Source organism: Methylobacterium hispanicum (assembly GCF_022179285.1).
In the GTDB taxonomy this organism is placed as follows: Bacteria; Pseudomonadota; Alphaproteobacteria; order Rhizobiales; family Beijerinckiaceae; genus Methylobacterium; species Methylobacterium hispanicum.
Map to the genome: position 1 here is coordinate 321524 of NZ_BPQO01000001.1, position 24541 is coordinate 346064.

Here is a 24541-nt window from a genome sequence, read left to right on the forward strand (position 1 = left end):
GGGCCTGAGGCCCTTTGGCAGGGTTCGGGGCGGAGCCCCGAGCTTGGCTTCGCCGACCAGGGCGCTGCCCTGGACCCGCGAAAGGTCGTGGACCTTTCGAAACCATGACTTCGAAAGGCGCGCGGGATTCACCCGCGCGCCTTTCGCGTTCTCAGCGCTGCAGCACGAAGATCGTCGTGCCGAGCGGCGGCAGGGTCAGGTTCAGGGACTGCGCCTGACCGTGGCTCGGGCTGTCGTCGCTGTGCAGGCCGCCCCGGTTGCCGACATTCGAGCCGCCGTAGACCTCGGCGTCCGAGTTGAAGGCCTCGCGGTAGAAGCCCGCCTCCGGCACGCCGATGCGGTAGCCCTCGCGGGGCACGGGCGTGAAGTTCGAGACCACGATCGCGATCTCGCCCGGCTCGCGGCCCTTGCGGGCCCAGGCGATGACGCTGTTGTCCTGGTCGTCCGCCACCAGCCACTGGAAACCGCCCGCCTCGACGTCGCGGCTGTAGAGGGCCGGGGTCGACGTGTAGAGGCGGTTGAGGTCGCGGATCGCGTCCTTCACACCCCGGTGCAGGGGATCGTCGAGCAGGTGCCAGTCCAGCGACTGGTTGTGGTTCCACTCCTTCTCCTGGCCGAACTCGCCGCCCATGAAGAGCAGCTTCTTGCCCGGGTGCCCCCACATGAAGCCGAAATAGGCGCGCAGGTTCGCGAACTTCTGCCAGCGGTCCCCCGGCATCTTGCCGAGCAGCGAGCCCTTCCCGTGCACCACCTCGTCGTGGGAGAGCGGCAGCACGAAGTTCTCGGAGAAGGCGTAGAGCAGGCCGAAGGTCAGGTCGTGGTGGTGGTAGCGCCGGTGGATCGGCTCCTTCGAGATGAACTGCAGGGTGTCGTGCATCCACCCCATGTTCCACTTGAAGCCGAAGCCGAGGCCGCCCGTGTAGGTCGGGTGCGAGACGCCGGGCCAGGAGGTCGATTCCTCCGCCACCGTGATGGTGCCGGGCGCGTGGCTGTAGGTCGCCTCGTTGGTCGCGCGCAGGAAGTTGATCGCGTCGAGGTTCTCGTTGCCGCCGTACTGGTTCGGGATCCACTCGCCCGCGCGGCGCGAGTAATCGAGGTAGAGCATCGACGCGACCGCATCCACGCGCAGGCCGTCGAGGTGATAGTGCTCCAGCCAGAACCGGGCGTTGGCGGCGAGGAACGTCGCCACCTCGGTCCGCCCGAAATTGTAGATGTAGGTGCCCCAATCCTGGTGGAAGCCCTGGCGCGGGTCGGCGTGCTCGTAGAGATGCGTGCCGTCGAACAGGCCGAGGCCGTGCGCGTCGAGCGGGAAGTGGCCCGGCACCCAGTCGAGCAGGATGCCGATGCCGGCCGCGTGCGCCGCATCCACGAAGGCCGCGAACTCCTCGGGCGTGCCGAAGCGGCTCGTCGGCGCGAACAGCGAGACCGGCTGGTAGCCCCAGGACCCGTCGAACGGGTACTCGGTGATCGGCAGGAGCTCGATATGGGTGAAGCCCATCTCCTTGACGTAGGGGATGAGGCGCTCGGTCATCTCCTTGTAGGTGAGGTAGCGGTTGCCCTCGTCGGGCACCCGCGCCCACGAGCCGAGATGGACCTCGTAGATCGAGATGGCGCTGTGGCGCGGGTCGCGCGCGCCGCGCGTCTCCATCCAGCCCTTGTCCTGCCACGCGTAGCGGGTCGCGCCGTTGAGGACGGAGGCGGTCTCGGGCGGGTGCTGGGCCCGGAAGGCGACCGGGTCGGCCTTCAGGGGTAGCACGGACCCGTCGGGCCCGCGGATCTCGAACTTGTAGGCCTGGCCGACCTTGAGGCCCGGGACGAACAGCTCCCAGACGCCGCCGTCCTGCCACTGCCGCATCGGGTGGCGGCGGCCGTCCCACTCGTTGAAGTCGCCGACCACGCTGACGCGCCGGGCGTTCGGCGCCCAGACGGCGAAACGGAAGCCGTCGATGCCGTCGAGGTTGCCGAGCTGGGCGCCGAGCACGCGGTAGACGACGTTGGTGCCGACCTCGCGCAGGGCGTTGACGTCGTGCTGCTCGATCGACGAGCCGAAGCTGTAGGGGTCGTAGCGCTTGCGCCGCGCGCCGTCCCAGGCCTCGATCTCGATCTCGTAGAGCGGGCGGCCCTCGCTCTTCACGGACGCGACGAAGAAGCCGTCCGGGTGGCGCCGCTCGAACGGGATGCTCCGCCCGGCGGTGAGCAGCGTGGCGGCGCGCGCCTCGGGCAGCACCGCGCGGACCTCCCAGGCGCCGGGGCCGACCTGATGCGGACCGAGGATCCCGAAGGGGTCGCCGTGGTCGGCGGCCATCACCGCCTTGATCGCGTCCGGGTGCAGGCTCGGACGCGCGGCGGGCGGCGGCGCCTCGGCGGCCCGGGGCGGAGCAGATCCGCGCTCGGTTCCGCTCGCGAAGCTGTCGTCGATCGCCGTCATTCAAGCGCCTTTCGTGCGTTCGTCCAGAATATTGAGAACCCCGCGCGCCGGGATTTCGATCCAGTCCGGACGGTTGTTGGCCTCGTAATCGATCTCGTAGAGCGCCTTGATCAGCAGACAGAGGCGCAGGAGATTGTCCTGGGTCGCCGCATCCGTGACGGCGGCCGGGCTCTCGCGAACCGCGTCCGCGTAGCCGGCCAGGAACGCCTCGTTGATCATGCCGAGCCACGCCACCGCGGCGTTGCGCCCGCGCCCCTCCGAATCGGCGAAGCGGCTCGCGATCTCGCGGATCACCGTCTCGGCGCCGTAGGCGAAGGAGCGCAGCATCCCGGCGACGTCGCGCAGGGGCGTCGACTTGGCGCGGCGCTCGTCCGCCGGCCGCGAGGGCTCGCCCTCGAAGTCCACGATGATGAGGTCGCCTTCCGAGACCAGCACCTGGCCGAGATGGTAGTCGCCGTGGATGCGCGTCTTGTGCGCCCCCCGCGGCATGCCCTGGGTGAGCCCGGCGATCAGCGCCTCGACCTCGCCGCGGCGGCCGTAGAGCTCGGCGACGTTCGGCCGGTCGAGCCCGCGCTCCACCACGGTCTTCATGCCCGCGAAGGCGCGCTCGGCCTGGAGGCGGGCGTCGCGGGCCAGCACCGCGAGGTCGTCCTCGCCGAAGGTCTCGGGCTGGAAGGCCGCGTCGTCGCTGTCGGTCGCGAGCGCCCGGTGCAGCTCGGCGGTGCGGCGACCGAGGAGGTCGGCCCAGCGCAGGTGCGCGCCGAAGGCCTCCTCCGGCGGCGGCGCCTCGCTCTCAGGGGCCAGCACCACGGTCTCGAAGTCGCGGCGCAGGCCCTCCAGCATCACCGTCCAGGCGTCGCCCTGGTTGAGGACGTAGCCCTGCAACACGGCGAGCGCCGTGCGGGTGCCGTCCTCGGCGACGTGCTCCAGAGTGCCCAGCAGCGCGGGGGTGTTGGTGAAGTGCGCGACCTCCGTGAGGAAGCGCCCGACCTCGACCTCGGGATGCGTGCCCGGCTGGAGCCGCCGCAGCAGCTTCAGCATCATCTTCGAGCCGATGGCGATCGAGGTGTTGCTCTGCTCCGCCGAGAGGCGGCGCACCTCGCCGGCCTCGTAGGTGATCTCGGGATCGTAGGCCGAGGTCTTCGAGAAGACGAGCGTCCCGCGCTCGGTCGGGATCTCGCGGCCGTCGCGCATGCCGTCGATCAGGGCGACCGCGAAGTCGCTGGAGGCGGCGGCGCCGTAGAGCAAGCCGGTGCGGGGCCCGCGGCGGACGCGGGCCACCGCGTAGGTCATCAGGGTCTCGTCCTCGCGGCCCTCGTCCACGCCGACGGGCACGAAGTAGTCCTGGCGCTCCCCGTTGGCCAAGCTCACGGTGACGCGCGGCAGGAGGAAGCGGGCCTCGCCCTCGCCCTCCTTGAGCACGGCGCAATCGATGATCTGCACGCCCTTGATGCGCGAGCCCTTGGCGCCGAACCAGCGACGGCTCGCCAGGAAGGGCGGGATCACGGTCCGCTCGAAGGCCGTGCGCTCGCGGCCCGCGACCAGGGACTCGATGCCGCCGGTCAGCACCAGCGTGAACAGCTCCGGCGCCTCGCGCTGCGGGCCGACCGCGCCCGTGTTCGCCGAGGAGAGCGAGAACCAGTAGAAGCCGTAGGCCGGCAGCGTGAGCAGGTAGGGCAACTCGCCGATCGCCGGGAACTCCGTGCCGCCCGTCAGCTCGATCGGGACGGCGCTCCTGAGTTCCGACAGGTCGAGCTGCACGGCCTGCGGCGCGCGCGAGAGGTTGGCCACGCAGAGGATGCGCTCGCCCTCGAACTCGCGGATCCAGGCCAGCACCTTGCGGTTCGCCGGATAGAGGAACTGGATCGTGCCGCGGCCGAGCGCGACCGAGTTGTTGCGGATCGCGATCATGCGCCGCGTCCAGTTCAGCAGGCTCGTCTGGGCCTGGACCTGCGCCTCGACGTTGATCGCGTCGAAGCCGTAGATCGGGTCCTGCACGGAGGGCAGGAACAGCTTCTGCGGGTTGGCGCGCGAGAAGCCGCCGTTGCGGTCGGGCGACCATTGCATCGGGGTGCGCACGCCGTCGCGGTCGCCCAGATAGATGTTGTCGCCCATGCCGATCTCGTCGCCGTAGTAGAGCACCGGCGTGCCGGGCATCGACAGGACGAGGGACTTCATCAGCTCGATCTTGCGCCGGTCGTTCTCCAGCAGGGGCGCAAGGCGGCGGCGGATGCCGAGATTGATGCGCGCGCGGCGCTCGGCGGCGTAGAACGACCAGAGGTAGTCGCGCTCCTCCGCCGTGACCATCTCGAGCGTCAGCTCGTCATGGTTGCGCAGGAAGATCGCCCACTGGCAGCCCTCCGGGATCTCCGGGGTCTGGCGCATGATGTCGGTGATCGGATGCCGGTCCTCGCGGGCGATCGCCATGTACATGCGCGGCATCAGCGGGAAGTGGAATGCCATGTGGCACTCGTCGCCGTCGCCGAAATACTGCGCCGTCTCCTCGGGCCACTGGTTGGCTTCCGCCAGCAGCATCCGGTCCGGGTAGCTCGCATCGAGCGCCGCGCGGATCGCCTTGATGACGTCGTGGGTCTCGGAGAGGTTCTCGCAGTTCGTGCCGTCGCGCTCGATCAGGTAGGGGATCGCGTCGAGGCGCAGCCCGTCGACGCCCATGTCGAGCCAGTAGCGCATCACCTCGATGACGGCTTCCAGCACCGCCGGGTTGTCGAAGTTCAGGTCGGGCTGGTGCGAGTAGAAGCGGTGCCAGAAATACTGCTTGGCGACCGGATCCCAGGTCCAGTTCGAGACCTCGGTGTCGAGGAAGATGATGCGGGTGTCCTTGTACGGCTCGTCGGTGTCCGACCAGACGTAGAAGTCGCGCTCGGGGCTGCCGGGAGGCGCCTCGCGGGCCCGCTGGAACCAGGGATGCTGGTCCGAGGTGTGGTTGATGACGAGCTCGGTGATGACGCGCAGGCCGCGCTCGTGCGCCGCTGCCACGAAGGCCTTGAAATCCTCCATGGTGCCGTAGGACGGGTTGATGTCCCGGTAATCGGCGATGTCGTAGCCGTCGTCGCGCAGCGGCGAGGGATAGAACGGCATCAGCCAGATCGCGGTGACGCCGAGATCGCGCACGTAGTCGAGACGCTGGGTCAACCCCGCGAAGTCGCCGATCCCGTCGTTGTTCGAGTCGAAGAACGACTTGACGTGGATCTGGTAGATGATGGCGTCACGGTACCATTGCGGATCGCTGCGATCGATCATCGCGTCGCTGCCTCATGCGTCGGGGCGGGTCGGAGCCGGTCCCGCCCGACGGGGGTCGGCGCGTGAACGGGCGAGATGCGGCTTGACCGCATCATCGCGGCAACAGCGCGGCAGAGCGCGCCGGGTCGGTGTCTGGTCGCACGCGAGCGCTCATCCCGCAAGGCGCCGCGGCACCCGCAGGCGCCAGATCACGCAGGAGCGCTCCGCCGGATCGAGGGCGATCCGGTGCGATTTGCCGCGCAGCTCGAAGGTGTAGCCTTGGAGCAGGTCCTCGACCTCGACCGCGCCGTCGTCGGGCAGGCCGAACAGCCAGAGCGGCACCTCGTAGGTGCATTCCTGGCGGTTCTTCGGGTCGAGGTTGACCATCACGAAGACGCAGTTGTCGAGCTCCGGCGTCACCTTGGCGTAGGCGATGATCTCGTCGTTGAAGGCGCCGCAGAAATGCACGTTGCGGAAATCCCAGAGGGCCGGGTTCTCGCGGCGGATCTGGTTGAGCTTGATGATGTGCTCGCGGATGTTGCCGGGGCGATGGTAGTCCCAGGCCTTCAGTTCGTATTTTTCCGAGTTCAGGTACTCCTCCTTGCCGGGGTACGGCGCGGCCTCGCACATCTCGAAGCCGTTGTAGATGCCGTAGACGGAGGAGAGCGTCGCGGCGAGCGTGGAGCGCACGACGAAACCCGGCCGGCCGCTGGTCTGGAGGTAGTACGGATTGATATCGGGTGTGTTGGCGAAGAAGTTCGGGCGGTAGTACTCGCCCATCTCGCCGGCGAGTTCGAGGGCGTACTCGGTCAGCTCCGCCTTGGTGTTGCGCCAGGTGAAATAGGTGTAGCTCTGCTGGTAGCCGGCCTTGGCGAGCTTCTTCATCATCTTCGGCCGGGTGAAGGCCTCAGCGAGGAAGATCGCGTCCGGATACTGGCCGTTGACCTCGGCGATCACCCATTCCCAGAACGGGATCGGCTTGGTGTGCGGGTTGTCGACCCGGAAGATGCGCACGCCGCGCGCGCACCAGCCGAGCAGGATGTCGCGCAGCTCGATCCAGAGCGAGGGCAGCGCGCCGCCGTAGAAGTGGACGTTCGAGATGTCCTCGTACTTCTTGGGCGGGTTCTCGGCGAACTTGAGCGTGCCGTCCGGGCGCCACTCGAACCATTCGGGGTGGTTCTTGATCCAGGGATGGTCGGGCGAGCACTGGATCGCGAAATCGAGCGCGATCTCCATGCCGTAGGCGTGGCTCGCCGCGACGAGCCGCTCGAAATCCTCGAGCGTGCCGAGATCCGGATGCACGGCCTCGTGGCCGCCCTCCTCGGCGCCGACCGCGTAGACCGAGCCGACATCGCCCGGCAGCGCCTTCAGGGTGTTGTTCTTGCCCTTGCGGTTGGTGCGCCCGACCGGGTGGATCGGCGTGAAGTAGAGCACGTCGAAGCCGAGTTCGCGGATCTGCGGCAGGCGGTCGATCACGTCCTGAAAGGTGCCGTGGCGGTTGACGTCCATGGACTGCGAGCGCGGGAAGATCTCGTACCAGGCCGAGAACCGGGCCGCGAGGCGATCCACGATCACCGGCAGCACGACGGGATAGCGGGAGAGGTTCACGCGCTCGGCATGGGCCCGCACCAGCTTCACCGAATCGGGCTGCAGGATGCGGTCGAGTTGCGCCGCAGAACCGCTCTGCTCGGCGGCCAGTGCCGAGACCAGGGCCGCGAGCCGGTCCTTGTCGCGGCCGGTGGCGAGATCGGCCGCGGTCTGGACGAGCGCCACGCCCTCGATCGTCTCGAGGCGGACATCGACGCCCGCGTCGCGCTTCTTCAGGGTGTCGCGCATCCAGGACGAGAAGCCGTCGCGCCACGCCTCGATCGTGACCTCGTAGCGGGCGTTCTTCTCCAGCGGGACGCTGCCGCCCCAGCGGTCGTTGTCGATGAAGACCATCGGGTCGCGCCGCCACGTCTCGGTGCCGGCCACGCGCGAGAGAACGGCGGCGTCGATGATTTCGTGGCCGTCCGAGAAGATGTCGGCCTCGACGTGCAGTGACTCGCCGACGACGCGCTTCACCGCCGAGCGGCCGCCGTCGAGTTCCGGCGTCACCGCCTCGATGACGACGCGGCCCCTCCCCTCCGGCCGGTCGTGCAGAGGCAGACGCGCGACCTTGGCGGCGTCGGCCGTGATGATGCGCAGTTCTCCCGGCGCGAGGTCGATCGCGCTGCCCGGGTGAAAGGCGATCGGCTCGGCCTCCGGCGTGCGGTCGGTCCAGGGCCCGAGCATGCCGCCCGTGCGGGCGATCAGCGTGCCGGCATCGACCGGGAGCGGGCGCTCGGTCGGGTTGTAGAGCACGATCACGGCGTTGCGCGCCGAGGCGTGGTGGCCGGTGTCGAAGCGGGCGAGCGCGACGAGATCGGAATCGGGCGCCGAGATGCGCTGTTGCGCGCCCTCGACGTTGGCGGCCGGGATCTCGGCGCGCAGCTTATTGATCGCCGCGACCGAGGCCGAGATGTCGATGCCGGTATCGTGCTCGCGGGAGGCGGGCGTGGTCTCGACCACGTGGAGGCGGCGGCGGTAGCCCCACTCGTAGCCCACCGGCATCAGCACGCCCGCCGAGAAGAAGGCGGCGAGCGCGTAGCGCGCGCGCAGGTGCGCGGCGATCTCGGCGGCACCGCCCACCACCTCGGCCGCGAGGCGGCCCATGTCGTGGTTCTCCGGGAAGGCGATGGAGGGCGCGAGGACGCGCAGGCGCTCGTACTGCTCCAGCGCCCAGCCCTTCTTCAGGTCCCACCACGCGAAGGAGTTGAACAGGTAGTCGAAGCCGGCGCCGGCCGTCTCGCGGGCCTGCTCGAAGGTGCAGCCCAGGGTCTCGGCGGCGAACAGGCACTCGGGGTCGCGCCGCTTCGCCTCGCCGATGAGGACACGCCACGTCTCGGCCGGGACCATGTAGGCGGCGTCGCACCGGAAGCCGCGCACGCCTAGCCCCTGGAGCTTGGCCACGTAGGCGCCCCAGATCCGGGTCAGTTCGTGGCGGGCGTGCTCGGCGTGGTAGTCGAGCTCGGCCAGATCCCCCCAGACCGTGCGCTTCGTCGGATCGTCCGGATCGACCGCGAAGGGGCTGGCGATGGTGCCGTCCGCGTCCTTCAGGAAGAGGTCGGGCCGCTCGCGGGCGAGTGTGCCGTCGTTGGCCGTGTGGTTGATGACGAGGTCGGTCATCACCTTGAGGCCGGAGGCCTCGGCCGCCGCGCAGAAATCGCGGATCTGGTCGTCGTCCGAGCGGCCGTCGGCATCGCGGAACCGCTCGTCCAGGCGGTCGGGGTCGGCCACCGCGTAGAGGCTGCCCGAGCCGCCGGTCTGGTGGAACGGGTTGAGGTAGACCCAGTCGAAGCCGAGATCGGCGATGCGCGGCAACTCGCGCGTCCAGTCGGCGACGCGCCCCACCAGCAGCGGGAACAGGTTGTAGATCCGCGGCCCCTCGGCCCGCGGCGCGAAGGCGGCCGGCAGGGCCTCGACGCCGGTCGCCGGGGCGGCCTTCGTCGCGGTGGTCGGTGCGTTCATGCAGGCCTCTTCGTCGTCTCGCGTGTGGGGCTAACGCCCGAGCATCCGGCCCGCTCCGGGCGTGGGACCCGCGAATGTCTTGAAAATCCGCGGGCTCCGGGGCCGCTGTCTTAAGCGGCCTCTATGTCACTCCGTCCGTCGCAGCACCGCGAAGGGCAGGTGCCGGAACAGTTCGGCGCAGTCGGCCTGCCCGCCCGCGCGGGTCTCGCCGGTGACGAGATCGCGCCAGCGCGTGCCCGCGCCGAGGTCGAGCACGGTGCCGGCGAAGCCCTCGCCGGACCAGACCTGTCCGTCCGGCACGAGCTTCGCCACGAGCCGCGGCACGGCCACGACGAGATCGTCGCCGCCGCCCGCGCCGTCCGCCCGCTGGAAGGCGAGGACGTGGGCCGCCTTCGCGCCCTCGGCCGGCAGGGCCCGGTAGTCGGCATCGGCGTAGAAGCCCGCCCGCTCGGCGCGCTCCGCGAGGAGCTTGGCGAGCACCGCCTGCTTCACGCGCCCGTCCCACCACGTACCCAGAAGTTCGGAAGCGGGACGTCCCTCCTCCAGCGCCCGCGCCAGCGCCGGGTAGTCGACCGGGCGGCGGTTGTCGGGATCCACGAAGGAGAAGTCCCAGAACTCGGTGCCCTGGTAGGTGTCGGGCAGGCCCGGCAGGGTCGCCTTCAGCACCGTGCGTCCCAGGGACGTCAGCATGCCGAGATGGGCGAGGCGCTGGGCGAAGGGGCGCAGTTCCCGCAGGAAGTCCGAGCCCGGCGCGACGATCGCCTCGAACAGGCGCTTGACCGCGCCCTCGTAGGCCTCGTCCACGTTGACCCAGCTGGAGCGGCGCTTGCCCTCGCGCATCGCCTTCTCGCCGTAGGCGATGAGGCGCTCTCGGAAATCCTCGATCCCGGCCGCGTCGTCCTGCTGGAGGAGTTCCAGCGGCCACGCGCCGAGGATCGCCTGGAAGAACATCCACTGGTCGTTGGCGTCGGGCGCGGGCTCGTCGTCGATCGTGGCGAGGTGCGGCCCGGCGGTCGCGCGCCAGAGGTCCCAGGCGCGAGCCCAGGCATCCGGCATCTCGGAGAGGGCGATGAGGCGCGTGCGGGCGTCCTCGCCGCGCTTGGTGTCGTGCGTCGCCGTGGTGATCATGGCGTTCGGCCAGTCGCGGGCACGCGCCGCCTGGAGCGCGTGAAAGTGCTCCGCGTCGATGCCGTACTCGCCCGGGTCGCCGCCGACTTCGTTGAGGCCGAGGAGCAGCGCGTAGCGGTAGAAGAGGGTGTCCTCCAGGCTCTTGGCCATGACCGGGCCGGTCAGCTGCTGGAAGCGGCGGCGGAAGCGCAGCACCACCCGCGGATCCGGTCGGCCCGGCCCGGAGGTCTCGACGCGGCCGAGCAGCACGTTCTGCGCGAAGTCGTGCACCGAGCGGTCCGGCAGGCCGGACCAGCGCTTGGCCTTGGCCACCGCGCCCTCGATCAGCCGGACGTCCTCGGCCTCGATCTCGGCGTCCTCCAGTTCCGGCGGCAGGTAGCTGCGGTAGGTGGGAAAGCGCGCGATGATCTCGATGAGCGCCCGGCGGATGGCGTTGACCGAGAAGTCGCGGGTGCGCCGGTCGGCGTCGGCCACCTCCTTGAGGTCGGCGGTCAGCACCTCCAGCTCGCTCGCGAAGCTGATCTCGAGGATCTCGGCCTTCGCGGCGCGGAGCTGGAAGCCGTAGGGCTCGTCCATGCCCGAGGCCCACTCGTAGATGCGCCGGACCTTGGCCTGCTTCTCCTTGTCGACCAAGATGCCGTCGAGCTGGTTCAGCACGTCGTAGCCGGTGGTGCCGGCCACCGGCCAGGGCCGCAGCTTCTCGCCGGGCTCCAGGATCTTCTCGACCACCACGTAGAAGCCCGGGCCCACCGCGGCCTGGAGCGCGCGGGCGTAGCCCAGCGGGTCGGCCAGCCCGTCGATGTGGTCGATGCGCAGGCCGTCGATGCGGCCCTCGCGCACGTGCCGGAACACGGTCTCGTGCGAGCGGTGGAAGATGTCCGTCTTCTCGACGCGCAGGCCCGCCAGCGAGTTCACGTCGAAGAAGCGGCGGTAGTTGATGTCGCTCGACGCGATGCGCCAGTGGGCGAGCCGGTAGGCCTGGCTTTCCAACAGGCGGTGCAGCGGCCCGAAGCTGTCCGGGTGTCCCTTGACGCCGTTGAGAAGCTTCAGGCCCCGCTCCATCGCGTCGCGGATCGTCGGCGCCGCGGCGTAGACGGCGGCGAGGCGCTGCTTCAGCCCCTCGGCCTCCTCCGGGAAGCCTCGGCGGCGCTCCGGGTTCGTCTCCTCGCCCATGGTGCGCAGACGCTCGGAGATCGCCATCAGCTCGGCCGAGGCGTCGTCCCCGACCTCGCCGAGGGCGGCCAGCACCCGGTTGAGGATGGTCGGGTAGTTCAGCGGCCGGATCGGGAACTGGTGCTCGTAGTGCCAGACGCTGAAGGCGCCGGCCTGCGGGTCGAACTTCAGTTCCAGCGTGCCCTTCTCCAGGGCCTCGCCGTAGCGGTCGCCCAGGAACGGGATGACGAGGTTGCGGTTCGCCCCCATCCGTTCCCAATCGATGTCGAAGGCGTGCGCGAACGGCGACAGCGGACCCCACTCGAGAACCGAGAGCCACCACGGGTTGTCGGCGCCGCCGACGCCCATGTGGTTCGGCACGATGTCGAGCAGGAGCTTCAGGCCGTGCTCCCGCAGCCGGTCGGAGAGGCGCACGAAGCCTTCCTCGCCGCCGAGTTCCGGGTTGATCGCGCCGTGATCGACGATGTCGTAGCCGTGGGTCGAGCCGGGCCGCGCCTTCTGGAGCGGCGAGGCGTAGACGTGGCTGATGCCGAGCTTGGCCAGGTACGGGACGATCCGCTCCGCATCCGCGAAGGTGAAGTCCTTGTGGAACTGCAGCCGGTAGGTCGCCCGCGGCGGCGGCGCGTTGAGGCGCGCTGCACCCGAATGCGGTCCGCGCTCCTCGGCCGAGAGCGAGGCGGCGAGCTTGGCGAGCGGGCCGCCGGGCTCGGCGATGGCGGTGAGGTCGCGGTCGAGCTTGCGCCGCCAGTTCGGATAGCCCTCGGTCGAGCCCGGCACGTTGGCCTGGGAGAGTTCCGAGATCACGTCCTCGTACTGGACGGCCGTGAGGATCGAGGGCGCGCGGGCGAGATAGCGCGCGGCGGCCTCGAAGGGCGCGGCGTCGGGCGGGTCCCAGCTCGGCAGAAGCTGCTCGCCGGCCAGGGCCTCGGTGAGGCGGCGGCGCTCGGTGACGCGCTCGCCCCGCTCGGCCTCGGCCCGCTCCTGGTCGTAGAGGCCGAGCGCCTGCCGGGTGTCGGTATCGACGCCCCGCCACCAGCCGACGAAGGTCGGCAGGTCGTGCGTGGTGATCGCGGTGAGCGCGTCGCGCGGATAGGCGCCCGGCGCCTTGAAGCGGCCGTCGCCCTCGCGCTCGAAGGCGAGGATGCGGTAGCTCAGGATGCCGGCGCCCATCAGCGCGTCCGAGAAACCCTCGGGCGCGGTGCCGAGATCCTCGGCGATCACGATGCACTTGTTGCGGTGGCTCTCCAGGCGCAGCACGGCCAGCATCGGCTCGAACGGCATCAGGACGTAGGCGCCGTCATGAGCCGAGCCGCCGAGCGGGATCAGGAAGAGCCTTGCCAGCTGGAAGGCGTGGTCGATGCGGATCGCGCCGGCATGGCGCATGTTGGCCTGGACCAGAGCCCGGAAGGCCGCGAGTCCGTCGCGCTCCATCTCCAGCGGGTCGAAGGCCGGCAGGCCCCAATCCTGGCCCTTCGGGGCGAGGAGGTCCGGCGGCGCGCCGATCGAGACGCCGTTGGCGAAGCGCTCGGGATGCGACCAGATCTCGGAGCCGCCGCGGTCGGCGCCGACCGCGAGGTCGCGGTAGAGGCCGATGCGCATGCCGGCCTCGTGCGCGCGCCGGGAGGCCGCGGCGAGCTGACGGTCGGCGAGGAATTGCAGCCAGGCGTGGAAGCTCACGGCCTCGGCGTGCTCGGCCTCGAAGGCGCGCACAGCCTCCGTGCCGGCGCGGCGGTACTCCTCCGGCCAGTCGCCGAGCCAGTGGGCGCCCTGGGCCTTGAAATGGGCCGAGAGCGCTTCGAACACCGCGTGGGCCTGAAGATCCTCGCCGCCATCCTGGCGGAACGCCTGGAAGTCGGCATCCTCGCCGCGGCGGGCCGGCGAATCCTGCCAGAGCGCGTCGAGCACCGGCGCCAGCACGTCCCAGACGCCCTGGTGATCGACGAGGGAGGCCGAGCGCAGGGCCTCGACCGCGCGACCGTTCTCCCTCAGCAGCGCCTCCGCCCGCGAGCCGACGAAGCCCGGCAGGGCGTCCGGCGCGATGAACAGCGTCTCGAGGAACAGGCGCGAGGAGGGCGAGTAGGGCGAGATCTTGGTGCGGTCGGCCCCGAACAGGGCGTGGACCGGGCTGAGACCCAGGAAGGACGCGCCGCGCAGGCCCGCATCGTGCGCGGCCTGCCCCGCATCCGCGTAGGTGCCGATGCCGATATTGTCCGCCGAGCGCAGGCCGTAGAGCTGCGCGGCGAGGCCCCAATCGGCCGCGCCCTCGTCGGCGTAGGCACGCGGGCGCCAGCAGCGCTGCGGCGCGGCGATCACCCAGGCCTCGGCTTTGCGGTCGCCGAGCGTCGCCGTGAGGTGATGGTAGCCGGGCGTCAGCGGCGGCAGCTCGAAGCCCGCCTCGCTGCCCGAGATCGCCGCACGCCCCTCGCGGGCATTGCCGCGCTCGTCCACGACGCGCCACGCCAGGGTACCGGCTTCCGCCCGCACCGGCACGCGGGCGGTGCGGCGCGCCTCGACCGGCATCAGCGGCGGGACCAGCCCGCGGCGCAGGGCCTCGACGGTGCGGAGCGACTCCGCGGCCTCGTCCTCCGAGCCGACCCGGAAGCCGAGGGCAGCCAGCAGTCCCTTGCGGACCTCCAGCTTCGTCTCGACGGGTTTGCCGAAGGCATCCGTGTAGCCGCCGGCGACGCCGACGAGGTCGGCCAGACGTTCGAGAGTGCCGCTCACTGGTTCTTTTCCGTCACGAAGACGCCGGTCCAGCCGGCCAGGCTCGCGCCCCGATCATCGGGCGCGTTGGTCCAGATCACCTCACCGGAGAGATCGTCCGGCTGAAACTCGGCGTCGCCCAGGTTGGCGACGAAGCGGAGCGTCCCGGCGCCGAAGCGCCAAGTGCAATCGACCACGTCGGGGCGCGGCAGGGTCGCGATGGCGCCGCGGTAGCCGGACTTGGCGAGCGGCACGACCACGTCGCGGCGGATCGCCAGCAGGCGCTTCGTCTCGGCGAGCACGTCCTTGTGCGGCGCTCGCTCCGGCTCGGACCAGTCGAGCTTCGAATCCGCGAAGGTCTTCTCCTCGGTCGGGTCCGGGATCTTCGAGGTGTCGTCGGCGAAGGCGGCGAAGCTCTTGAACTCGCGGCGACGGCCCTCGCGCACGGCCTTGTTCAGCTCTTCGTCGGGCGCGAAATCCACGAAGAACAGGAACGGCGTCGAGGCCGACCATTCCTCGCCCATCCAGAGCATCGGGATCTGGGGCGCCAGCAGGAAGCCGCCGCGGGCGAGAGCGAGCTTTCTCGGATCCGAGAGCTGGCTCAGCCGCTCGCCGAGCGCCCGGTTGCCGACCTGATCGTGGTTCTGCAGGAAGGTCACGAAGGCGTGGGGCGGCAGGTGCGCCGAGGGCTCGCCGCGCGGGTGGTTGTCGAGGGTCGGGAAGGGCTCGCCCTGGTAGGCGAAACCCTCCGACAGGCAGCGGGCGAGACGCTCGACCGGCTTGTCCGCGAAGCTCTCGTAGTAGCCGGCATCCTCGCCCGTCAGCAGCACGTGCCAGCAATGGTGCAGGTCGTCCGCCCACTGCGCGTCGTGCTGGCGCGGCTTGCCGTCCGCATCCCGCTCCAGCCACTTGGCTTGGTTCGCCTCGTTCTCGAGCATCAGGTGGATCTGGCGGTCGGGGAATTTCTCCCGGACGGTCTCGCCGAGCTCGGCCAGGAAGTGTCTTTCCGAATCGTCGAGGATCGCGTGCACGGCATCGAAGCGGATGCCGTCGAAATGATACTCCTCCAGCCAGTACAGCGCGTTCTGGATGAAGTACTGGCGCACCGTGCGGCCGCTCTCCTTGCCGTCGAAGTTGATCCCCGCACCCCAGGGCGTCTGGTGACGCTCGGTGAAGAAGGTCTTGGCGTAGGCGTGGAGATAGTTCCCGGCCGGGCCGAAATGATTGTAGACGGCGTCGATGTAGACCATCAGCCCGAGGGCGTGCGCCCGGTCGATCAGGCGCTTCAGGTCGTCGGGCCGGCCGTAGGCTCCGTCCGGCGCATAGGGCAGCACGCCGTCGTAGCCCCAGTTGCGGGTGCCCTTGAAGTCGGCGAGCGGCAGCAGCTCGATCGCGGTGACGCCGAGGTCGCGGATGTATTCGAGCTTGCCCGCCAGCCCCGCATAGGTGCCCTCGGGGGTCGCGGTGCCCACGTGGGTCTCGTAGATCACCGCCTCCTCGAAGGGGCGGCCCGTCCAGGCGTCGTCCGTCCACACGAAGGCGTTCGGGTCGATCACCTCGCTCGGACCGGACACGTCCTCGGGCTGGAAGCGCGAGGCGGGATCGGGCACCACGAGGTCGCCGTCGATGCGGAAACCGTAGCGGGCGCCGGCCCTCACACCCGGCACCACCGCCCGGCGCCAGCCGTGCTCGGCGGCCGGAATGGCGTGGTCCTGCCCGTCGATCACCAGGGTGACGTCCTGCGCGGTCGGGGCCCAGAGCGCGAAGCGCACGCCGCCCTCCACGAACTCGGCACCGAAATCCATGCTGTGGGCGCGCCGCATCGAGCCTGTTCCTTGTCGTCGAAGACCCGCGCTCGGGAAGCGCGGACGAGCCGTCGAACCGTGTCGTGGCACGCCCAGGAACGCCGAACCGGCGGCGCATCGTTGGACGTCTTGGAGCCCCTCACGAAACGCCCGATCGCCGGGAGACCTCCCTCTGCACGCGACGGTGCAGCGGGCGTTTCATGAGAGGCTCTTGGGGAGCGTGCGGGCGTGTCCGGCCCCGCTTCCTCATCAGAAGGCGGCGCGGCGCATCTTGTTCCCGCGCCGCAACTAAGGCGGTGGAACGGTGCGGCAACGGTGTCGCAGGGTAGATTCCGGCGGATCGGGCGGCGGTGCGGATCGGCGTCGCCTCGGGGGCCGGCGCCGGGCCGCGCTCTCGACAACTCCCGGTTGCCGTCCCCCGCAGCGCCATGCGCCAAGTGCACCGTCATCCCGCGGCAGCGCCGGAATGACGGGGGTGGGAACCCGGTCGCGGGAGACCGCCTCAGGCCGCCTCGTCGGTGCGGGCGGCGAGCACCAGCACCGTGCGGGCCGGCAGGCTCAGGCTGCCGCCCCCGGCGAGCGCGGCGGGGCCGAACAGCACGGCGCCGGTCTCGCGCGCGGTGTCGAACACCACGCGCCAGGGGCCGCCGACGTCCGGCGCGATCCGGAAGCTGCAGGCCGTCTCGGCAGCATTGAACAGGATGAGCAGGCGCTGGCCCGCCTCGCCGTCGTTGCCGATCTGCATGCCGAAGGCCTGGCGGCCGTCCTCGCCCCAGGCGGCCCCGTCCATCTCGGTGCCGTCGGGGCTGAGCCAGTGCACGTCGCGCAGCGGCTCCTCCGGATCGATCGCGGAACCGTCGAAGAAGCGGCGGCGGCGCAGAGCCGGCTCCTCGCGGCGCAGGCGGAGCAGGTTCGCCACGAAGGTCGCCAGCGTCGGGTCCGGGTCCGAGGTCCAGTCCATCCAGCTGACGGCGTTGTCCTGGCAGTAGGCGTTGTTGTTGCCGCCCTGGCTGCGCGAGCGCTCGTCGCCCATCAGCAGCATCGGCACCCCCTGCGCCAGCATCACGGTGGCGAGCAGGTTGCGCTTCTGGCGGGCCCGGACCTTCAGGATCTCGGGGTCGTCCGTGTCGCCCTCGACGCCGTAGTTGCGCGAGACGTTGTGGCCGTGGCCGTCGCGGTTGCCCTCGCCGTTCTCTTCGTTGTGCTTCTCCTCGTAGGCGACGACGTCGGCCAGCGTGTAGCCGTCGTGGCTCGCCGCGAAGTTGATGCTGGCGAGCGGCGAGCGGCCGGAGGGCGCGAAGACCTCGCGCGAGCCGGACAACCCTTGCGTCAGCTTCGGCAGGGTGCCGCGGTCGCCGCGCCAGAAGCCGCGGGCGGCGTCGCGGAACTGGTCGTTCCACTCGCTCCAGCCGCGCGGATAGCCGCCGAGCTGGTAGCCGCCCTCGCCGATGTCCCAGGGCTCGGCGATCATCTTGACGCCGGCCAGCACCGGGTCCTGCGCCACGGCCTGGAAGAAGGCGGCCTGGGGCGAGAAGGCCAGCGGCGCGCGCCCGAGCGAGGAGGCGAGATCGAAGCGGAAGCCCGCGATGCCGTAGGCGGAGACCCAGTGGCGCAGCGAATCCATCACCAGCTGCATCACCCGGGGATGGGCGACGTCGAAGGTGTTGCCGCAGCCCGTGCAGTCGATCCCGCGCTGCGGGTCGGCGGGGTCGAGCTTGTAGTAGCTCGCGTTGTCGATGCCGCGGAACGAGAGCGTGGGGCCGTCGAGCCCCGCCTCGCAGGTGTGGTTGTAGACCACGTCGAGGAAGACCTCGATCCCGGCGGCGTTCAGCTCCCGGATCGCCGCCTTGAGGCCGCCGGTCCCGCCGTGCCCGAGATAGCGCGGGTCCGGCGCGAAGTAGCCGAGCGGCGAGTAGCCCCAGTAGTTCACCAGTCCCTTGTCGACGAGGAAGCGGTCGTCGGCGAAGGCCTGGATCGGCAGCAGTTCGAGGGCGGTGACGCCGAGCTTCCACAGGTGCTCGATGATCGCCGGATGGGCCAGCGCCTCGTAGGTGCCGCGCTCGGCCTCGGGGATCGCCGGGTGGGTCATGGTCAGGCCCCGGACATGGGCCTCGTAGATCACCGTCTCGTGCAGCGGCCGGCGCACCGGCCTCAGGGCGAGGTCGGGCACCTCGGGCGCGGTGACGACGGCCTTCGGCATGTAGGCCGCGCTGTCGCGCCGGTCGATCCGGTCCTCGCGGGCGACCCCGCGGCGATGGCCGTAGAGCGCGTCGTGCCAGCGGATGCGGCCCGCGATCTCGCGGGCGTAGGGGTCGAGCACGAGCTTCGAGGCGTTGAAGCGGTGGCCGCGCTCCGGCGCCCACGGCCCGTGCACCCGGTAGGCGTAGAGCTGGCCCGGCAGCACGCCGCGCAGGTACCCGTGCCAGACGTCGTCGGTGCGCGCCGGCAGCCGGATCCGGTGCGTCTCGTGGCGCTCGCCCGGCTCGAACAGGCAGAGATCGACCGCGGTGGCGTGCTCGGAGAACAGGGCGAAATTGACCCCGCGCCCGTCGAAATGCGCGCCGAGCGGGGCCGGCACGCCGTCATCGACGCCGATCATCGGGCAAGTCCGTCCAGAGGGTTCGAGAAGGCGACCGGGATTACTCGGCGGCCTCGGCCGCCGTCGGCGGCTCGCGCTCGACGGTCCGGAAATGCTCGAGCTCGGTCAGGAAGTTGCGCGCCCACCAGTCCACGTCCTCGCGGGTCATCCGCTCGGCCATCGGCTTCCAGCGCTCCAGCCGCTCGCCGCGCGACATGTAGAGCGCCGTGCGGATCGCCTCGGCCACCTCGAAGCGGTCGTAGGGGTTGACCAGGAGCGCTTCCGGCAATTGCCGTGCCGCCCCCGCGAACTTCGACAGGACGAGGACGCCCGGATCCTCCTCGCTCTGCGCGACGACGTATTCCTTGGCAACGAGGTTCATGCCGTCGCGCATCGGCGTGACGAGGCCGACGCGGGCCGCCCGGTAGAGGCCCGCCAGCACGGGCCGCGGATAGGCCTTGGTGACGTACTGGATCGGGGTCCAGGCCGGGTCGCCGAGCGAGCCGTTGATCTCGCCCACCGTCTCGTTCACCTCGCGGGCGAGCTGCTCGTATTCCGGCACCTCGCTGCGGGATTTCGGCGTGATCTGGATGTAGGTGACGTTGCCGCGCTGGTCGGGGTTCGAGGCCAGGAAGCTCGAGACCGCCTCCATACGCTCGGGCACGCCCTTCGAGTAGTCGAGGCGGTCGACGCCGATGATGAGCTTGCGGGTGCGCAGGCCCGCCATGGTCTCGCGCACGACCTTGTTGGACGAGGCCTTCTCGGCCGCCTCCTTGAAGCCCTCGACGTCGATGCCGATCGGGAAGCTGCGGATGCGGGTGCGGCGGCCATCGACCATCAGCGAGCCGCCGCCGAGGGGGATGGCGCGCAGGCTGTCGATCAGGTTGCGCGAGAGGTTCTGGACGTCCGGATCGGTCTGCAGACCGATCAGGTCGTAGTCGGCGATGGCGCGCAGCAGGTCGCCGCTCGCCGGCAGCGAGTTGAAGACGTCGGCCGCCGGCCACGGGATGTGGTGGAAGTAGCCGATCGGGTTGGCGAGGCCGAGGCCGCGCAGCTCCGAGGCCAGCGGCAGCAGGTGGTAGTCGTGCACCCAGATGATGTCGTCGGGCTCGACCAGCTTGGCGAGCGCGCGCGCGAAGGTGCGGTTGACCCGGCTGTAGCCGGCGTAGTCCGAGCGCGAGAAGGCGCCGAGCCCGAGCCGGTAATGCATGATCGGCCAGAGCGCCCGGTTGGCGAAGCCGGCGTAATACTCCTTGTGGTCCTGCGGAGAGAGATCGACCACGGCATACTGCACCCGGCCGCGATCGATCAGCGTCGGCTCCTCGGACGGGTTCTCGCTGATCGTGCCGCTCCAGCCGAACCAGAGGCCCTCGTAGGAGGAGAACGCTTCCTTCACCGCGACGGCGAGGCCACCCGCGGCCACCGCCTTGCTGCCTTCCTCGGGAACCGCCACGCGGTTCGATACGATGACGAGGCGTGCCACGCAGTCGGCTCCCGTTCCCTCAAAATCGTGCGGACGCGAGAGACGCGGCGTCCGCCGTACACCTGCTAGCCAGAACGCGCGGAAGCGAGGCGCGATCCCGCCGACCTGCCGAACCAAGCGCGGAACCGCCCGCCGGGTCAAGGGCCGGCGCGCGTCCTGTCCCGACGATTCACCCTGCCCTTCCTCCCGGACGCCGTCTCCCGGGAACGGTCCGGGACGGGTCCGGGACGGGTCCGTTCGCACCCGGGAGGCCCACCGGGAAGCCCCGGGAGGCGGCGGCGGGAGCTCGGCGGAACGTATCGGAGTTGCACCTGCGAGGACCGGAACCGTAGGGGGTCGAGGCGGTTACTCAGCCACGTTCAGCAACGCCCCGCGCGAGGAGTGACCGATGGCCGCGAGCGAGTTCCCACATCCGGCCCCGGGCGATCCCTCGGCCACCCACGATTCGCCTGGCGCACGGCAGCAGGCGGACTGGCGCGGCCTGAAGGGCGACGTCGAGGGCTTGGCGGACGTCGCCGCCGAGCAGGGACGCGGCCTCCTCGACGCGGTGCGCGTCCAGGCCCAGGACTACGTCGAACAGCGCAAGAACGACGCGGCCGGACAGGTCCACGACCTCGCCCGCACCATCCGCTCGTCGTCCAAGGATTTCGACGACAAGCCCAACATCAAGGCCTTCTTCGACAGCGCCGCGGACGGCCTAGAGCAGCTCGGCTCCTCGATCGAGAGCCGCAGCTTCGGTGATTTCTACGCCGAAGCCGAGTCCTTCGCCCGCCGCGCGCCGGTCGCGGTGGCGGTCGGCACGTTCGTGGCGGGCCTGCTCGCCGCCCGCTTCATCAAGTCGTCGAGCCTGCCGCCCGAGGGCGACGCCCGCGACGGGTTCCGGGGCTGAGCCATGGCGCAGGGTTCCGCACCTCCACCGAACGGGTCGAGCATCCAGGGCCTCCTCGGCGAGGCCCTGCGCGAGACGAACGACCTCGCCCGCAAGGAGATCGCGCTGTTCCGCGCCGAGATGGCGTCGAACCTGCGCTCGCTGATCGTCGGGCTCGCCTGCATGGCGGCCTCGGCCGTCTTCGCCGTGGTGGCGCTGCTCGTGCTGATCGGCGCCTTCGTGAAGTGGCTCGCCACGATCGTGGGGTCCGAGTGGCTCTCGGCGCTGATCGTGGGCGGGGTCCTCCTCGTCATCGCGGTCGGGCTCGCCCTCTGGGCGCGCAGCGCGCTCTCGCTGTCGACGCTCGCGCCGACCCGCACCACCCGTCAGGTCCGCCAGGACGCCCGTGCATTGTCGGAGCGCGTATCCGGATGAGTGGCATGAACGATTTGGAGCGCGACATCGAGGAGAGCCGCGCCCGGCTCGACCAGACGATCGACCGCATCCAGGGACGCCTCAACGCGTCGAGCCTCGTGGACGAGATGCTCGGCAGCGCCCGGCGCACGCCCCTGAACGGCGTCTACGACGGCGCGCTCGAGGCGGTGCGGCGCAACCCCGTCCCCGTCCTGCTGATCGCGGCGGGCGTGGGCTGGCTGATGCACCGCATGTCGCAGGAGGCCAACCGCCGCCGCACCGAGGTGCAGGCCGAGCGCGTCCCCGTCCTCAACACCGGCGCGGCCCGCGTCTACGACCCGGACCGCCCGACGACGAAGCCCGCGGCGGTACCGGCGAACGACATCGTCGATACCACGCACGTCTGAAGTCCCGCACGGGCGCCCCCGTCGCGCCGGAGTCCGAAGGAGTTTCCCATGAGTGAAGGTGCCGGACAGAAGGACGGGCCTGGCCTGCCGCAGCTCGACCCGCACGGGCGCGCGGCGGACCACACCCTGAAGCCGGATCCCCAGGGGATCCACGACCCGCTGGGCCGTGCCGACCACGACCCGCACGGCCGCGCCGCCGACCACACCCTGCATGCCGACCCCGCCGGCGAGCGCGATCCCCTGCCGCGCGCGGGCTTCGATCCGCACGGCCGGACGGCGGACTTCTCCAACAGCAACACCTCGGGCACCGCCTCCGGCGGCGATCTGCGCAGCAAGGTCGAGGGCGTCGGCGCCGCGGCCCGCGAGCAGGCGGGGGCGATCCAGGACCGCGTCGGTCAGGCGGCCGATGAGGCCGGCAGCCGCATCCGCTCGGCCTACGACGACGCGCGCACCTACGTCTCGGAGGCCGGAGAGGGGCATCTGCGCCGCATCGACGACCTGACCGACCGCGGCCGCGAGGGCCTGCAGCGCGGGCGCAACGCCGTGGAGGACTTCGTGGGCGAGAACCCGCTGCTGGTCGGCGTCGTCGGCCTCGCGGCCGGCCTGCTGCTCGGCGCGCTCCTGCCGCGCACCCGGCAGGAGGACCGCAATCTCGGCCCCTACGCGGACGAGGTGCGCGACCAGGGCCTGCGCTACGCCCGCGAGTTCACCAATCGCGGACGGGAATTCGTGCAGACCGCCCTCGATCCGGAGACGGTCAATGCGGCGGCCCGCAAGGTGGCCGGCCAGGACGACGCGCAGAGCCGCAGGCCGGACGATCCGGTGCGGCACACGCTCTGAGTCCGACGTAGATCCCGAATCGGCAAGAGGGCGGTGCCGTGCGCCGCCCTCTTCGTTTGTTCCCGGAGAAGGCCGTCCCTGGGGGAGGCCGCCCCGCTCCCCTCTGCCGCATGCGTCGAATCCGGCGCCACCGCGTTGATCCCGCATGCCCAAGCCCGCCGCCAGACCCGAGCCGCCCGAGACGCCCCGTCTCGGCTTCTGCTGCAAGTTCATCCCCGACGAGCCACCCGGCACCCACGCGACCCAGAAGGCCGCGAAGGAAGCCGCGCTCTTCATGAACCTGACCAGCGCGACGATGGCCCACCTGACGAAGCTCGCCCCCGTCGCGCGGGCGGCGAAGCTCTCGGGGATCGTCACCCACAACCTCGCGGCGCTCGAGCGCCAGATCGACTGGGTCGGCGCCCGCCCGCCCCTCGAGCGCCTGCTGCGCATCGCCAGCAACGTCCTGCCGGGCTACACCCACCCGATCGCCGAGCCGCTCTACGCGGACCCGACCTTCGCACGCGCGATCGAGACGGGGCTCGCGCGGATCGGCGAGCGGGCGCGGGCGCTGGGCGTGCGCCTCAGCTTCCATCCGGGGCCGTTCTGCCTGCTGGCGAGCCGCAACCCGGCCGCCATCGCCAACGGTCTGGGCGAACTGGAATATCACGCCCGCATCTTCGAGATGATGGGCTTCGGATCCGGCTGGCACCCCCACGGCACCCACATCAACATCCATGTCGGCGCGCGCGACCCGGGCCTTGCCGGCTTCCGCGAGACGCTGCCGCGCGCGAGCGAGACCGCCCGCAACCTCCTGACCATCGAGAACGACGATTTCGGCTTCAGCACCGACGAGTTGCTCGAACTCGCCGACGTGGTCCCGATCGTGCTCGACCTGCACCATCACTGGGTCCTCAGCGGCGGCGCGTATCTGGAGCCGGACGATCCCCGCATCGCCCGCATCCGCGAATCCTGGCGCGGCGTGCGGCCGATCGCGCATATCAGCGTCTCGCGCGAGGACATGCTGCCCGCCCCCGACCCCGACGTGCTGCCGGATTTCGGGGCCCTGCGGGCGGCCGGCGTTCCGGTCAGGGAACTCGCCGCCCATTCCGACATGATGTGGAACCGGGCCGTCAACGCACTGGTGGCGCGCCACCTCGCCTGGGCGGATTTCGAGGTCGAGGCGAAATCCAAGAACCTCGCCTCGGTCGGCCTCGCCGATCAGGTCCGGGCGGGCCTGGGGCCCGTCGGCACGGCGCGGGGCCTGATCGCGGCCGAATGAATCTCGACGGCCCCTCCGCCAGAGGCTAGGCATCGGCCATGAAGACCGCCGACTGCGACATCCTCATCGTGCCGGGGCTCCGGGGCTCGGAGGAGGACCACTGGCAGGCCCGCTGGGCGAGCCGGCTCCCGACCGCGCGCCTCGTGCAGCAGGACGACTGGCACAACCCGGAGCCCGGTCCCTGGCGCGCCCGCGTCGCCGAGGCGGTCGCCGCCGCGACCCGGCCCGTGATGCTGATCGCCCACAGCCTCGGCGTCGTCGCCTGCGTCGAGGCGGTGCCGGACCTGAAGCCCGGCATCGTGCGCGGCGCGGTCTTCGTGGCCCTTCCCGACGTCGAGAACGCCCCGGACCTGCCCGACAGCGTGCGCGCCTTCGCGCCTCTGCCGCGCGACCCCCTGCCGTTTCCCTCCCTGGTGGTGGCGAGCCGCACCGACCCGCACTGCGACTATGCCCGCGCCGAGGACTTCGCCTACGCCTGGGGCGCCGCGATCGTGGACGCGGGCGATTCCGGCCACATCAACGTCGCGAGCGGGCACGGGCCCTGGCCCGAGGGCCTGATGCGTCTGGCCGGCTTCATGAAGACGCTCTGAGCGCCGAGCGCGCCGATTAAGGCTTCGTTTACCCTGCGGGGGTCTGGATGGTCGCGAAAGCCGGGCCAGCCCGC

Annotated in this window: 13 protein-coding genes; 6 read left to right on the forward strand and 7 right to left on the reverse strand. The window is 70.8% G+C overall.

What is annotated here, in order from left to right:
• Positions 1-151: 151 nt before the first annotated feature.
• From glgB to MFF56_RS01475, 7 genes are all read right to left on the reverse strand, one after another.
• A complete protein-coding gene (gene glgB, locus MFF56_RS01445) occupies positions 152-2428 on the reverse strand; it encodes a 1,4-alpha-glucan branching protein GlgB (RefSeq protein WP_066926873.1) in 2277 nt (758 codons plus the stop codon).
• The gene (gene treS, locus MFF56_RS01450; RefSeq protein WP_066926871.1) at positions 2429-5689 is read right to left on the reverse strand and encodes a maltose alpha-D-glucosyltransferase; all 3261 of its coding nucleotides are present in this window, start codon (positions 5687-5689) and stop codon (positions 2429-2431) included.
• Positions 5690-5839: 150 nt separating this feature from the next.
• On the reverse strand, positions 5840-9217 hold the full coding sequence (locus MFF56_RS01455) for a maltotransferase domain-containing protein (RefSeq protein WP_066926869.1): 3378 nt from the start codon (positions 9215-9217) through the stop codon (positions 5840-5842).
• Positions 9218-9343: 126 nt separating this feature from the next.
• Entirely contained in the window at positions 9344-14242 is a 4899-nt protein-coding gene (locus MFF56_RS01460) for a malto-oligosyltrehalose synthase (protein ID WP_066926867.1), read from the reverse strand.
• Positions 14239-16044 carry a malto-oligosyltrehalose trehalohydrolase gene (treZ, locus tag MFF56_RS01465; RefSeq protein WP_066926865.1) on the reverse strand — a complete coding sequence of 602 codons (1806 nt, stop codon included), beginning with the start codon at positions 16042-16044 and terminating at the stop codon, positions 14239-14241. The genes MFF56_RS01460 and treZ overlap by 4 nt, the downstream gene beginning before the upstream one ends.
• Positions 16045-16528: 484 nt before the next feature.
• The gene (gene glgX / locus MFF56_RS01470) at positions 16529-18625 is read right to left on the reverse strand and encodes a glycogen debranching protein GlgX (RefSeq protein WP_066926863.1); all 2097 of its coding nucleotides are present in this window, start codon (positions 18623-18625) and stop codon (positions 16529-16531) included.
• Positions 18626-18665: 40 nt separating this feature from the next.
• On the reverse strand, positions 18666-20087 hold the full coding sequence (locus MFF56_RS01475; RefSeq protein WP_066926861.1) for an alpha,alpha-trehalose-phosphate synthase (UDP-forming): 1422 nt from the start codon (positions 20085-20087) through the stop codon (positions 18666-18668).
• Between the two features lie 388 nt (positions 20088-20475).
• Here MFF56_RS01475 and MFF56_RS01480 point away from each other — a divergent pair, with 388 nt between their 5' ends.
• From MFF56_RS01480 to MFF56_RS01505, 6 genes are all read left to right on the forward strand, one after another.
• On the forward strand, positions 20476-20976 hold the full coding sequence (locus MFF56_RS01480) for a hypothetical protein (protein WP_066926859.1): 501 nt from the start codon (positions 20476-20478) through the stop codon (positions 20974-20976).
• A 3-nt stretch (positions 20977-20979) separates the two neighbouring features.
• The gene (locus tag MFF56_RS01485; protein WP_066926857.1) at positions 20980-21390 is read left to right on the forward strand and encodes a phage holin family protein; all 411 of its coding nucleotides are present in this window, start codon (positions 20980-20982) and stop codon (positions 21388-21390) included.
• A 5-nt stretch (positions 21391-21395) separates the two neighbouring features.
• Positions 21396-21776, forward strand: a complete 381-nt coding sequence (locus tag MFF56_RS01490; RefSeq protein ID WP_082773326.1) for a DUF3618 domain-containing protein — start codon at positions 21396-21398, stop codon at positions 21774-21776.
• A 48-nt stretch (positions 21777-21824) separates the two neighbouring features.
• Positions 21825-22616 (forward strand): hypothetical protein, encoded by a 792-nt coding sequence (locus MFF56_RS01495; RefSeq protein WP_066926853.1) that lies wholly within the window; start codon positions 21825-21827, stop codon positions 22614-22616.
• Positions 22617-22761: 145 nt separating this feature from the next.
• Positions 22762-23877: an apurinic/apyrimidinic endonuclease family protein gene (locus MFF56_RS01500; RefSeq protein ID WP_066926850.1), complete on the forward strand. Its 1116-nt coding sequence runs from the start codon at positions 22762-22764 to the stop codon at positions 23875-23877.
• 38 nt (positions 23878-23915) lie between these two features.
• Positions 23916-24467: an RBBP9/YdeN family alpha/beta hydrolase gene (locus MFF56_RS01505; RefSeq protein WP_066926848.1), complete on the forward strand. Its 552-nt coding sequence runs from the start codon at positions 23916-23918 to the stop codon at positions 24465-24467.
• Positions 24468-24541: the final 74 nt, after the last annotated feature.